This is a genomic window from Methanoculleus sp. (assembly GCF_035363275.1).
Classification (GTDB): Archaea; Halobacteriota; Methanomicrobia; order Methanomicrobiales; family Methanoculleaceae; genus Methanoculleus.
On record NZ_DAOSET010000058.1, the window covers coordinates 1 to 12,420 of the forward strand.

The window sequence follows — 12,420 nt, forward strand, 5'->3', positions numbered from 1 at the left end:
AGAGGTTGAAGGTGAAACTGTCGTAACTGTCGATGACGAGCACCCGCATCACTCCACCTCCGCACCGAGCGCCGCAAGCATCGCCCGCCCTTTGTTCTCGGTCTCGATCCACTCCCGGCCGGGGTCGGAGTCGGCCACGATCCCGGCCCCCACCTGGACGGAAGCGACGCCGTCCTGCACGATGACCGTCCGGATGGCGATCGCGAGATCCATCGTGCTGGAAAAACCGATGTAGCCGACGGCCCCGGCGTAGATCCCGCGCCGGAGCCCCTCCGCCTCGCCGATGATCTGCATCGCACGGACCTTCGGGGCGCCCGAGACGGTTCCCGCGGGGAAACAGGAGCGGAGGGCGTCGAACCGGTCGCACCCCTCCCGGAGCCTCCCCGAGACCGTCGAGACGATGTGCTGGACGTGCGAGAACCGCTCGACGGTCATGAAGTCCGTCACCGAGACGCTCCCGTAGGCCGAGACCGCCCCGACGTCGTTTCTTGCAAGGTCGACGAGCATGACGTGCTCGGCCCGCTCTTTTTCGTCGCTGAGGAGTTCGGCCGCGAGCTGGTCATCCTCCGCCGGGGTTCGCCCCCGCGGCCGGGTGCCGGCGATCGGGACGGTCGTCACCCGGCCGTCCTCCACCCGGACGAGCATCTCGGGGCTGCTCCCGGCGACCGCCAGGTCGTCGAAGTCCAGGTAGTACATGTAGGGGCTCGGGTTTGTTGCCCGGAGCCGCCGGTAGACGGCAAACGGGTCGCCCTCGATACGGCAGGCGAGCCTCCGGGAGAGGACGGCCTGGAAGATATCTCCCGCCGCGATATGCTCTTTTATCCGGAGAACCGCGTCCGAAAACTCGTCCGGGGTGCAGGACGACGCCGGGGCGCCGGCCCTGCACGGCTCGCCCGGAGACGATGCGAAGAAAACACGAATCCGGCCTATCTGTTCGGCGATCGCCGCCCGGGCCCGGGAGTATTCCTCCTCTGCATCGGTCCCGTCGGCAACAAGCATGTTTGCGATGACCGCGAGCCGCTCTCTTTTGTGGTCGAGGGCGAGGCAGTCTCGCGCCAGCATGAACCGGGCGACGGGTTCCTCGCGGTCCTCCGCCGTCTCCACCCGTGGCATCGGGTAGAGAGAAGAGACGAGATCATAGGAAAAGTAGCCGGCAAGCCCGCCGGAAAACCTCTCGAGCCGCGAGGGAGCGACCCTGAACCGGCTCATGAACGAACGGACGGCGTCGAGGGGATCGGCCGCCTCGATGCCGGCGGCAACCTCGCGGATACGGGCGTTGCCGGAGACCGTCAGCGTGCCGTCAGGGGCAACGGCAACGGTCGCGGCCGGGGCGGTGCAGATGAACGAGTAACAGGCGGTCTTCTCGCTCCCCTCGAGCGACTCCAGCAGGAACCCGGACCCTTCGCGGAGAGAGGCGTAGAGGTCGGCCGGTGAAGACGCGGGGAGCGGAAGCTCCGTAAATACCGGGACGATGAGAGGCCGACCGGCCGCGTCCGCCGCGGCAACGGCCTCCTCGTATCCCGGGGTTGTGTTCAGCTCTCTTGGAGCGCAGTCCAGTCCACCGGCATCACCCCGTCACCGGCAGCCGGGCGAGCGACTCCTTGATCAACTCCGCCGGGTACTCGTAGTCGACGAGCGATCCCGCAAAGTAGGCTTCATAGGAAGAGAAGTCGAAGTTGCCGTGGCCGGAGTTGTTAAAGAGGATCACCTTCTCTTCGCCGGTCTCCCGGCACCGGAGCGCCTCGTCGATCGCGGCCTTCACCGCGTGGGCGGCCTCGGGCGCGACGACGATTCCCTCCGTCCGGGCGAACATCACGGCGGCCGCAAAGACCTCGTTCTGGTGGTAGGCGACCGGCCGGATCACCCCCTCGTGGGCGAGGCGGGAGACAAGCGGCGACATGCCATGGTAGCGGAGCCCTCCGGCGTGGATCGCCGGCGGGACGAAGTCGTGACCGAGGGTGAACATCCGCAGCATCGGGGTCAGCCCCGCAACGTCCCCGAAGTCGTAGGCATAGAGCCCCTTGGTCAGGGTCGGGCAGGCGAACGGCTCCACCGCAACGATATCCGTCTCGGGGTGCTTCCCGGTCATCTTATCGCCCGCAAACGGGAAGGAAAGCCCGGCAAAGTTGGTACCCCCGCCGACGCACCCGATCACCACATCCGGGTAGGCCTCCGCAACCGCGAACTGCTCCCGCGCCTCCTGGCCGATGATCGTCTGGTGGAGGCAGACGTGGTTGAGGACGGAGCCGAGCGCGTAGTTGGTGTTATCGTGACTCGCCGCGTCCTCAACCGCCTCCGATATGGCGATGCCGAGGGAGCCCGACGTCTCCGGGTCGCGGGCGAGCACCGCCCGGCCCGAACGGGTTTTTGGCGACGGGCTCGGGATGCACTCGGCGCCGTAGACCTGCATCATGCTTTTCCGGTAGGGTTTCTGCTCGTAGGAACTCCGGACCATGTAGACGGTGCATTCCATATCGAAGAGACCCGTTGCAAACGCAAGTGACGAACCCCACTGCCCCGCCCCGGTCTCGGTCGCCAGCCGCTCGATCCCCGCCTCACGGTTGTAGTAGGCCTGGGGGACGGCAGAGTTGGGCTTATGCGAGCCCGGCGGGCTCACACCCTCCCACTTGTAGTAGATCTTCGCCGGGGTCTTTAAGGCCGCCTCGAGCCGCCGCGCCCGGTAGAGAGGGCTCGGCCTCCAGAGGGTGAGGATATCGCGGACCTCGCCCGGGATATCGATGTAACGCTCCGTGCTCATCTCCTGCCGGATCAGTTCCATCGGGAAGATGTGGCGGAGGTCGTCGGGGACCGCCGGTTTTGCGGTAGCCGGATGAAGAGGCGGGTCCATGGGTCTCGGGAGATCCGCCTGGATGTTATACCACCGCTTCGGCATCTCCCCCTCGTCAAGGAGGATCTTCGTCTGCATACAGTATGGTACTCACTGTACAAATATATACATTACGCTACAAATTTGAACTATGTTGACCACCTTGGGGCGGCAGAGACGAAGCCCCGGCGGGTGACGGGTCAGGAGCGTGTCTCCGGGAAAAAGGGTATATGATTGCCCCACCACTGGATAGCGATGTATCTCCTCGCCCATGCCATGGCCGGCATCCTCATCGGTATGGTGCTTGCGGCGATCGCCGGCGACCGACGGGTTGTCGCGCTCGGCGCGCTCGGCGCCGTGCTCCCCGACCTGATCGACAAACCCCTCGGGCACATCATCCTCGCCGGGACGGTCAACTACGGAAGAATTTACTTTCACGGCCTCACCGTCTTCTTCCTCATCCTCATCGCCGGCCTCCTCCTCTACCACTACCGCCGGCGGATCGGCCTCCTCGCCATCGCCGCCGGCATGGCGAGCCACCAGTTCCTCGACGGCATGTGGCGGCACCCCATCGAGTGGTTCTGGCCCCTCCTCGGGCCACTCCCGCGCTACGACTATCCGGGAGGCTTCTTCTGGGACGCCATCCTGCGAGAACTCGCCCAACCGAGCGAGTGGCTCCTCTTCTTCCTGATCGTCGGGCTGTTTGTTGTCCTTTACCGGCAGGAACTCAGAACGCTCCTCACCCGGCTCGAGGAGTTCTCCACCCTCCAGATCTTCTTCGCCGCCATCGGCCTCACTGTCGTCGTCGCGCTGGCCGTGGGTGGGTTGTGTCTGCTCTGAGGGTCTCACCCCGGCTTTTGCCACCAGATCGAGGCGTAGGTCGAGGACCCGGCGAGGGCAAGCCCGTCGGCCTGTCGGACGAGATGCTCACGGAAGTAGTCCCGGAGAACCGCCCGCTGCCGCGGGGTCGTTACGCTCATCCGCGGTGCGAAATGCTCGACCGCATCCTCCACGGTCGCAAAGAGCGTCGTGCCCTCGAGCGGACGCATCAGGACGTTTGCGTAGATCCCCATGCCGTAGAGGATGTTGAAGAGACAGTCGGCCTTCGGCCTCGGATAATACGGCGCCCCGTGCAGGTCATCCCAGAGTGTGAGATAAAGCTGCTCCCAGAGTGGTTCGTCGGCGAACCAGTAGAGGTAGACCGAACCGGAGGCGACCGCATCCATCACGGCGAGGGCCGACCGGATCTCCGGCATCGAGAGTGAGAACGAGGCGACCACCCGATCGTAAGGCGGCGCGAGATCACGGGCCGGGTCGATCTCCTCCCAGAGGCCCTGCACGGTGGTGATGCCGGTGATCCCCTCTTGCTCCGCCGCCGCCCGGAGTTCGGCGAGCATCCCCTCAGCCGGATCGACCGCCGTCACCGCGGCACCGGCCCGGGCAAGCGGCAGGGCGAGGGTCCCGGGTCCCGACCCGATATCCAGCACCCGATCGCCGGGAGCGACGTTGAGGTCCTGCAGGGCCTCGGCGACCCGGGCGTTTCGGCCGGGCTCCGACCGGGTGGCGTACCGCCGGGCCTGTTCCCGTCCGCCCCAGAGATCGGCTCCTTCCCGGAACTCCGGGGTCGACCGGTTCAGGGTGAGCCTTCGCTTCCATATCTTGTTCCAGTCCGGGACGAGTTGATCCTTCATCCGCCTGTCGGTCGCCCTCCCGGGGTAAGTAGTTACCCATACGATTCCCGGAAAGCGACCTGCGACCATTGAAAAACCCCAACCATTATATACGTGGCCGAAGAGTGGAATATCTGTGGTGAACAGTATGACTGGTGAATCAATGCTCCAGCTAACCGTGGATCAGCTTGCACGAACTCTCTGCGCGAGTGCGGTCCTCGGTGCCCCGATCGAGGCCGGTGAGAGGGTAATCATACCGGTCGCTGAGTTCGGGTTCGCATTCGGCGGCGGCGAAGGCACGGGAGGGCGTAAGGAAGGCATGCAGCACGGTGGGGTCGGGACCGGTGGTGGAGGCGGAATATCGGCCGTCGCCCTGATCATCATCACCAGAGGCGTCCCCGGCCCTGAGGGTATCCAGGTGATCTCGCTGAAGAAGAAGAGTCAGATGGCCGAGGTGATCTCGACGCTCGGGGAGACGGTCGGCCCGCATGTCGAGAAGGTACTCGAGAAGGGCTCTGAGATGATGCAGCAGCGCAAGAATAAGATGCCCTGGGCCTCGGAGGAAGGAAAGGAGATCCCAATCGGCGGTGAAGAAGAGGCGTAAGGTTCTCTTACCCTCCATCCCATGGCTGCGACCGTTCTTTTCTTGATCCTGCTCGCCGTCGTCGTCATCATCCTCGCTCTCCTGCTTGCCCTCTACCTGGTCCCGGTGACCGTCTCGACGGTAGCCGACTGCAGGCGGGAGAGTGCCCGGGCGGTGGCAACCGTAGCCTGGGGCATCGTGGGGGGGCGGGTCCGCGTCGGAGACGGTGTGGGGGTGCTCGAGGTCCTCCTCGCCGGCCGGCCGGTCGTGACCCGGGACCTCCGGGAGGTGGCGGCAGCAGAACCGGCGAAGGAGAAGAAGGCCGAAGAACCGGGGCCGGCTCTTCCGGTGGGGGACTACATTGATGCCGCCGGCGACCTCTGGCCCCATATCAAGAGGATCCTGGAGGCTGTCTACCGGTCCCTCTACCTTGAGACGCTCCGGGGCAGCGTCACCCTCGGCCTCGATAGCCCCGCCGACACCGGCGTCGTCTACGGCTACTGCACGGCGGCCCGCTACGCCCTCTGGCCGGTGGAGGCGACCGACTTCGTGATGACCCCGGTCTTTAACGAGAGAGTCTTTGCGGGCACCTTCACGCTCAAGATGCAGATCCGCCGGCCGCTCCTGATCCTGGTCGCGGTCGCAAGGGCTCTCTGGCAGAAACCTGTCCGGCAGCGGCTCCGGCAGGTATCGGGAAGAGGTGCTCCGGGTGCCTGAGGAGAAGGGGAGCGGCGAGCCCGACCTCGTCGTCGGCGGCGGCCGCAGGATCGGCGGCCGATGCATCATCCCCATCATCAGGGCGTTTGCGGTGTACGGAGGGGGAACCGCCACGGTCAGCCTGACACCGGTTGCGCTCCTCGTCACCGAAGGAGAGGGCGAGTTCCTCACCCTCCTCCCGGGTGCGCCGCTGAAAACCGGGGAGACGATCGAGAAGCTCCGCGCCGATATCGAGCGGGAAAAAAAGAAGTGTACGGGGTAGGCCCGTCACTCGTGGCGCAACGCCTGGATCGGGTTTAACTGCGCCGCCTTCCAGGCCGGGTAGAGGCCGGAGGCCACGCTCGTCAGGACACCGAAGGCCATCCCGAAGACGATGTAGAGGAGGCTCGTCGGGTTGAAGAGGTAGTCGGGGTTCCCGACGAAGACCGCCGTCACCGCGTACCCGGCGACGAAACTGAGCACTCCGCCGATGGCGGCGCCCGCAAGGCCGAGGATCAGCGCCTCGTAGATGAACATCCGCATCACCTCGCTCCGGCGCGTGCCGATGGACCGCAGGACGCCGATCTCCTTGATCCGCTCGGTCACCGACATCAGCATCACGTTCAGGATCGAGACCCCGGCGACGATGAGGGATATCGCCCCGATGCCGGAGAGGAAGACCGTGATCGAATCTGCGGCCGCAAAGATGCTCTCCAGGATCCCGCGGGTGTCCATGACGTTGACGGTATCCTCTCGCCGGTTCATCTTCTGCTCGATCGACTCCTTGACCGCGTCGATGTCGTTGACGTCCCGGACCTTCACGATCACCTGGTCATACTCGTCCTCGTCGTAGTGGTTCGAGTACCAGGCATAGGGGACGACGATAGCGTAGTCGGGATTGATATCGAACCCCATCCCGCGCTCCTTGAGCACGCCCACCACCCGGAGGGTCTCGTCGCCGATCCTGACCCGGGCGCCGAGTTTCAGGCCGTTTTCCCTGCTGTTCGCGGCAAGCTGGCTCCCGATCAGGCATCCGGTGCCGGTGCCCTTCGGGTAGGCGCCGGACTCCACCTCGAGCAGAGAGACTATATCCCCTGCCGGGATCGCGTAGATCATCGCGCCGCTCTCCTTATCGCCCACAGTTATCTTATCGGCGTTGGTCGAGAAGGGTATCGCCACATTTGAGCCGACGGCGCGGGTGATATCGTTCACCTGCCGCTCGGTGAGTTTCCCGCCGCCGACGCCCGTCGCCGGGGAGACGATGATGGTGTCGCCGACATCGGTGACCATGTCGCCGAACATGAGGCTGATGCTGTTGCCCATGATGCCCAGAGACGCGATCGCGATCACGCCGATGACGATCCCGATGACCGCGAGGGACGACCGGAGCCAGTGGCGGCTGACATTCCGGCGGGCAAGGTCAAAGAAGGTCATTTACTACCCTCCCGTCGACAAGCCGGATCGTCCGGTCGGCGTAGTCGGTCATCCGGGGGTCATGGGTGACCATGACGACGGTCTTGCCCTCCTCGCGGTTCATCCGGTCGAGGAGATCCATGATCGCGGTCCCGGTCTTCGAGTCCAGGTTCCCGGTCGGCTCGTCGCAGAGGAGGAAGTCGGGGTCGTTCACGAGCGCCCGGGCGATCGCCACGCGCTGCTGCTGCCCGCCGGAGAGCTCGCCAGGCTTGTGGGTGAGGTGCGTGTCGGCGATCCCGACCGCCCGGAGGACGTCTTCTGCCCGTTCCCGGGACCCCTTCTGCCGGCCTTTCAGGATCAGGGGATACTCAACGTTCTCGACGATCGAGAGGAGCGGGATGAGGTTGAACTGCTGGAAGACGAACCCGATGTGGTCGCGCCGCATGAGGGTCAGATCGTCGTCGTCCATCCCGCTGATCCTCTTGCCGGCGATGGTGACCTCTCCTGAGGTCGGGACGTCGAGCGAGCCCATGATGTTCAAGAGCGTCGACTTCCCCGACCCCGACGGTCCCATGATCAGGACGAACTCGCCTTTCTCGATGGCAATATCGACCCCGGCGAGCGCTACGACGTCGCCGGCCGGGAGGGGGTAGACTTTCGTGACCGCATCAAAACTGATGACCGGCATCGTTGTTACGTCCGTCTCCAGGAGTAGTAGATGGTCCCGGCTATCCCGAGCGCAAGAAGCACGGCGACGATCACGCCGACGACCGGTATGCCGCCTTCCTGCTCTTCGAGGGGCATCGCCGCACCGCCGACCTCGACCATCCTCGTCGCTGTGTAGCGGTTGCCGTTGTCGTCCCGGTACTCGACGATGATCGGGACCTCCGTCACGCCTGCATCGGCCTTAAACGTCACCTCAAACGAGGAGACGTCGTCGGGATCGAGGGTCCCGATGACGTAGACCCGGAAGGGATCGGTGGGCGTTGCAGGTGCACCGGGGGTGACCAGCACCGACCGCGCGGACTCGAGGCCCACGTTCATGACGTCGCCCACGATCCGGTACCGCCCGGCCTCGGGCATGACTTCGACGTTGGTGATGACGGGGTCTGCCTGCCGTTTGTCCTCGCCGAAGGCGATCGGCAGAACGAGATCGGTGGTGCGGGTGTTGATCCCGTTATGCCAGACCACCTGGAACGTGACGTCCGTCTCCGCGGCGGGGGTCAGGTTGAAGGTGACGGTCCCGGAGGCGTCGGGGGCGAGAGCGCCGATAAACCCGCCGGTCGGGGTGGCGGTAAAACCGGTCCCCTGCGGGACGACCTGGACGCCGGAGGCAGCGTTCGGGCGGGGGTTGCCGACCCGGACGGTGATATCGGCCGTCCGTCCTTCGGAGAAGGCATCCGGCTTACTGATCACCGACGCGCTGAGCGGGGTATCTTCGACCCGGATCGGGATCGGGTAGCGGAGGCTGCCGGCGCCGTCACGGAAGTCAAGGACGAACGGGGGGAAGAAGGTTCCCTCCCCTCCGTCCGCACGGACGGTGAAGGTGAACGTCCGGTTGGTGCCGGCACCGATATCTCCGACCGAGAGGTAGGGGTCATTCAGGGCCACGACCCCGCTGCTGTAGAGCCGGGCGCTCCTGACGGCGACAGGCACGGCACCGTGGTTCGCGACCGACACCGTGAGCGTCCCGGTATCGCCCTTCATAAGGACCGGGGGGTCAAGCGAGAAAGCGGTCACGGTGATGTCCGCCGGACCGGCGCTGGCCGGGCCGGCGAGCGCCATAACAGCGCAGAGGAGTGATAGGATAACAAGATAAAGCGGTTTCATATTACAGCCACCCGGTGAGTGTGATGAGGAGGTAGAGGATATAGAGGCCCACGGGTATCCCGACGGTGAGGGCCGCGTCCCGCGTGGAGAGGTTCCGCGCGTACTTCATGCCGAAGATCCATATGTTCGCGCTCCAGACCATGAAGAGAATGGTCACGATTCCGGCAATCTGCGCGAGGGGATCGGTCGCCAGAGTGCTCGCGAGGCTCTCGGAGAACTCCACAATCTGCTCGGGAGTTGTTGCGGCGGGGATGGTCAGGTTCGAGAGGAGCTGGTAGGAGAAGACGGCCCCGATGATACCCCCGAAGACCTGGGGCAGGAACCCGTAGCCCACAAACTCCAGCGTCCGTGTGAGCGATCCCTGGCCCTTGAAGACCATTGAGATAAGATAGAAGACGATGCCGAAGACGAACCAGTTCAGGAACCCCCCGATGACGCCGAAGGCCGCAGCAAACACCGCCCCGATCATCCCGAAGGCCTGCATATCTGCAGGGAGCATGGCAATGGTTATATTCACTATCAGTACGGCCGAGACCGCACCGATGAGCCCGATGACGAGCGCGATCAGAGCCGGTATCTTCAGGCTCGGCTCGCCCTGCATACGCCCTTCAAAGAAGCGTCCGGGGTTGAGCAATACCCGGAGAAGTCCTGTTTCCATGTGTGTACCTGTGTACTTCTGACCTATGAGAAGAGATAAAGTTTGTTGGGAGGCTTATCTGATACGTTCGCATATCTTCAAAAACTCGAAGATCTCCGAATTGACAGCTGGAAAACGGGGGGTGCCGGGCTCCCGTTAGAGGTGCCCGATCTCTTTTAAGCTCACGTACCCCTTCTTCGTGACGATGACGTGGTCGAGGACCCGAATGCCGAGGATCGATCCGGCCTCGACGAGTTGCCGGGTGATGCCGATATCCTGGGTGGAGGGTTCCAGGGTGCCCGAGGGGTGGTTGTGGACCAGGATGACCGAAGCGGCGCGGTCGGTGATCGCCTCGGCAAAGACCTCCCGGGGGTGGACAAGGCTCTGGTTCAGGATCCCGACGGTGACGGTCCGGCGCTCGATCACCTCACCGGCGCCGTTGAGGGTGATACAGAAAAAATACTCCTGTTTCTTGTCCCGCCATTTCGCAACAAGCGGGAGCACGTCCCCGGGACAGGTGATCCGGCATCCCGAGACGTCGTTATCCCCGAGATATCGCCGCCCGATCTCGAAGCACGCCATGATCTCGCAGGCTTTTGCCGAACCGACTCCACCGATCTCAAGGAGCGCGTCGTATGACGGGCTGTCTTTATCCTCCTTGACCTTATCCAGGTAGGCTTTGACCTCGCCCGCAACCTGCGAGACATCCCGCCCTTTCGTGCCCCGGCCGAGGAGGAGGGCTATCAGTTCAGTATCGGTGAGCGCCTCCGGCCCACGTGTCGCCAGTTTCTCACGCGGACGATCGCGGTTCGGGATATCACGCATCTTTTTCATGCCCATCCGTCCTGATCGGGGTACCCTATCCTCGATTTTGATCCAGGAGCATGTATACGTTTTCAATCGATCCCGAACACCTGGAGGAGACATTACCCGGGAGAGTCGCCCTCCCGGGCGCTCTACCGAAACGCTTTTGTTTGGGGACCGCTATCTCTCACGAAGTGGAACTCCCCTGGAAGAGCGCCGACGCCTGGTGCGGAAAAGGACAGGCATTCTGTGAACAGGGGCAGTACGACCGGGCCATCGAGTGTTACGACCGGGCCATCGATCTCGACGCCGGCGCAGACATCTGGTATCACAAGGGGCGTGCCCTGACCTCCTCCGGGCGCTACCAGCCGGCGATCGGGTGTTTCGACCAGGCCATCAGGCTCGACCCGACCTCTGCCCGATTCTGGTACGCCGGGGGACGGGCGTTTTACGGCCTGAAACAGTACCGGGAGGCCGCTGAGTACTGCGGCCGGGCGGTGGAACTCGCACCGGACTGCGCGGACGCCTGGCTCACCCGGGGACATGCTTTCAAGAGCATGGGGCGAGCCTCTGAGGCGATCGACTGCTACGACCGGGCCATCGCCATCGACCCGGGCCGGGTCGAGGCGTGGTTCGCCCGCGGAACGGTGCTTGCCGCCGAGCGCCGGTACGACGCGGCGCTCGACAGTTACGACCGGGTCATCGCGCTCGACCCCCGGAACGCCGACGCCTGGTATGCCCGGGGGACGATCCAGATCCTGCTCTCCCGGTACGGCGACGCGCTCGCCTCCTATGACCGGGCCCTGGCCATCGACCCGGACCACGCCGGCGCCTGGTACACCCGGGGATGCACGTTCGCGGCGCTTCAGCGCTACGAAGAGGCTATCGGGTGCTTCGACCGGGCTCTCGTCCTCCGTCCCGACGACGACGGTGCCTGGTACAACCGGGGCCGGGCACTGCAGAGCCTGGAGCGCTACGAGGAGGCGCTCGCCTGCTTCGACCGGGCGTACCGGATCAGGCCGGAGCAGACCGGGATATGGTTCCACAAGGGCACGGTGCATAAGAGGCTGAAGCGTTACGACCAGGCACTTGCCTGCTTCGACCGGGCCCTCAGGGAGAACACCGCCGATACGGAGACCTGGCACCAGAAGGGGCTCCTCCTCTTCACCCTGAAACGCTACGCGGGGGCTATCGAGTGCTTTGACCAGGCACTCAGGCTCCGGCCCGACCATACGGATGCATGTTACTACCGGGGCGAGAGTTACTATGCACTCGCGAACTACGGGGCGGCGGTCCCCTGCTACCAGGCCGTTGTCCGGGCGGCGCCCGAAAACGCCGTCGCCTGGAACAACTACGGCAACGCACTCTATCAACTCGAGCGCTACGAGGAGGCACTCGTCTGCTACGAACGGGCGCTTGAGATCGACCCGGAGAACACCCGGGTCTGGAAGAACAAAGCAAGCGTCCTCTCCGTTCTTTCGTACTATGACAGGGCGCTTGTCTGTTACGATCGGGAAATCCTGATCCACCCAAGGAATGCGGATGCCTGGTACAACAAAGGTCTTGCACTCTTCATCCTCGGGCGGTACGGCGAGGCCGTCACATGCTACACGCGGGCGCTCGAGGTCGATCCCGCGAGGGCCGGGGTCTGGAACACAAAAGGAAACGCTCTCGTCCTCCTGGACCGCTACGAGGAGGCGCTCGCCTCCTATGACCGGGTCCTCGCGATCGACCCAAACGACGCCGAGGCGCTCACCGGAAAGGCGACGGCGCTCATCCATCTCGACCGCTCGGCGGAGGCGGTCAGGTGCTACGAGAGGCTGAAGCGGCTGAAGCGGTGAGTGGGGATTAACCGGTGCTACCCCGGGGGGAGGCCGCCTCCGGCAACCTCTCGACCCGGGACGCTTTTGCAGTCTGGTCTTCGGTGAGCAGGAAGACGCACGACTGCTCGTACCCCCGG

The 12,420-nt window shown here is 64.4% G+C and carries 13 protein-coding genes; 5 read left to right on the forward strand and 8 right to left on the reverse strand.

The annotated features are described in order from the left end of the window. Positions 1 to 48: 48 nt before the first annotated feature. Complete coding sequence (locus tag PLN84_RS10970; protein ID WP_348532071.1) at positions 49 to 1,557, reverse strand: anthranilate synthase component I family protein; 1,509 nt, start codon at positions 1,555 to 1,557, stop codon at positions 49 to 51. Positions 1,558 to 1,567: 10 nt separating this feature from the next. Further along, on the reverse strand, positions 1,568 to 2,926 hold the full coding sequence (locus PLN84_RS10975; RefSeq protein ID WP_292383343.1) for a TrpB-like pyridoxal phosphate-dependent enzyme: 1,359 nt from the start codon (positions 2,924 to 2,926) through the stop codon (positions 1,568 to 1,570). A gap of 156 nt (positions 2,927 to 3,082) precedes the next feature. Between PLN84_RS10975 and PLN84_RS10980 the strand changes: the two genes are divergently transcribed. Beyond that, the gene (locus PLN84_RS10980; RefSeq protein WP_292558813.1) at positions 3,083 to 3,667 is read left to right on the forward strand and encodes a metal-dependent hydrolase; all 585 of its coding nucleotides are present in this window, start codon (positions 3,083 to 3,085) and stop codon (positions 3,665 to 3,667) included. Between the two features lie 5 nt (positions 3,668 to 3,672). Here the strand turns inward: PLN84_RS10980 and PLN84_RS10985 are convergent, their stop codons facing one another. Then, positions 3,673 to 4,518, reverse strand: coding sequence for a class I SAM-dependent methyltransferase (locus PLN84_RS10985; protein WP_292383347.1), 846 nt, complete (start codon positions 4,516 to 4,518; stop codon positions 3,673 to 3,675). Positions 4,519 to 4,645: 127 nt separating this feature from the next. Here PLN84_RS10985 and PLN84_RS10990 point away from each other — a divergent pair, with 127 nt between their 5' ends. From PLN84_RS10990 to PLN84_RS11000, 3 genes are read left to right on the forward strand one after another with little or no spacing between them, the layout of a single operon-like run. Next, positions 4,646 to 5,101 (forward strand): spore germination protein GerW family protein, encoded by a 456-nt coding sequence (locus tag PLN84_RS10990; RefSeq protein ID WP_292383349.1) that lies wholly within the window; start codon positions 4,646 to 4,648, stop codon positions 5,099 to 5,101. A 21-nt stretch (positions 5,102 to 5,122) separates the two neighbouring features. Beyond that, on the forward strand, positions 5,123 to 5,797 hold the full coding sequence (locus PLN84_RS10995; RefSeq protein ID WP_292383351.1) for a DUF2953 domain-containing protein: 675 nt from the start codon (positions 5,123 to 5,125) through the stop codon (positions 5,795 to 5,797). Continuing rightward, positions 5,790 to 6,059 (forward strand): hypothetical protein, encoded by a 270-nt coding sequence (locus PLN84_RS11000; protein WP_292383352.1) that lies wholly within the window; start codon positions 5,790 to 5,792, stop codon positions 6,057 to 6,059. The genes PLN84_RS10995 and PLN84_RS11000 overlap by 8 nt, the downstream gene beginning before the upstream one ends. Before the next feature lie 5 nt (positions 6,060 to 6,064). On the opposite strand, the gene PLN84_RS11005 is transcribed toward PLN84_RS11000, so the two are convergent. From PLN84_RS11005 to radC, 5 genes are all read right to left on the reverse strand, one after another. Beyond that, complete coding sequence (locus PLN84_RS11005; protein ID WP_292558814.1) at positions 6,065 to 7,210, reverse strand: ABC transporter permease; 1,146 nt, start codon at positions 7,208 to 7,210, stop codon at positions 6,065 to 6,067. After that, positions 7,197 to 7,877, reverse strand: a complete 681-nt coding sequence (locus PLN84_RS11010; RefSeq protein ID WP_292383356.1) for an ABC transporter ATP-binding protein — start codon at positions 7,875 to 7,877, stop codon at positions 7,197 to 7,199. Before PLN84_RS11010 ends, PLN84_RS11005 begins: the two co-directional genes overlap by 14 nt. A gap of 5 nt (positions 7,878 to 7,882) precedes the next feature. After that, positions 7,883 to 9,019, reverse strand: coding sequence for a hypothetical protein (locus tag PLN84_RS11015; RefSeq protein ID WP_292383358.1), 1,137 nt, complete (start codon positions 9,017 to 9,019; stop codon positions 7,883 to 7,885). A gap of 1 nt (position 9,020) precedes the next feature. Next, entirely contained in the window at positions 9,021 to 9,677 is a 657-nt protein-coding gene (locus PLN84_RS11020; RefSeq protein ID WP_292383360.1) for a Yip1 family protein, read from the reverse strand. Positions 9,678 to 9,812: 135 nt separating this feature from the next. Then, a complete protein-coding gene (radC, locus tag PLN84_RS11025) occupies positions 9,813 to 10,490 on the reverse strand; it encodes a DNA repair protein RadC (protein WP_292383362.1) in 678 nt (225 codons plus the stop codon). A gap of 164 nt (positions 10,491 to 10,654) precedes the next feature. Here radC and PLN84_RS11030 point away from each other — a divergent pair, with 164 nt between their 5' ends. After that, positions 10,655 to 12,301, forward strand: a complete 1,647-nt coding sequence (locus PLN84_RS11030; protein WP_292558816.1) for a tetratricopeptide repeat protein — start codon at positions 10,655 to 10,657, stop codon at positions 12,299 to 12,301. The last annotated feature ends 119 nt before the right edge of the window (positions 12,302 to 12,420 follow it).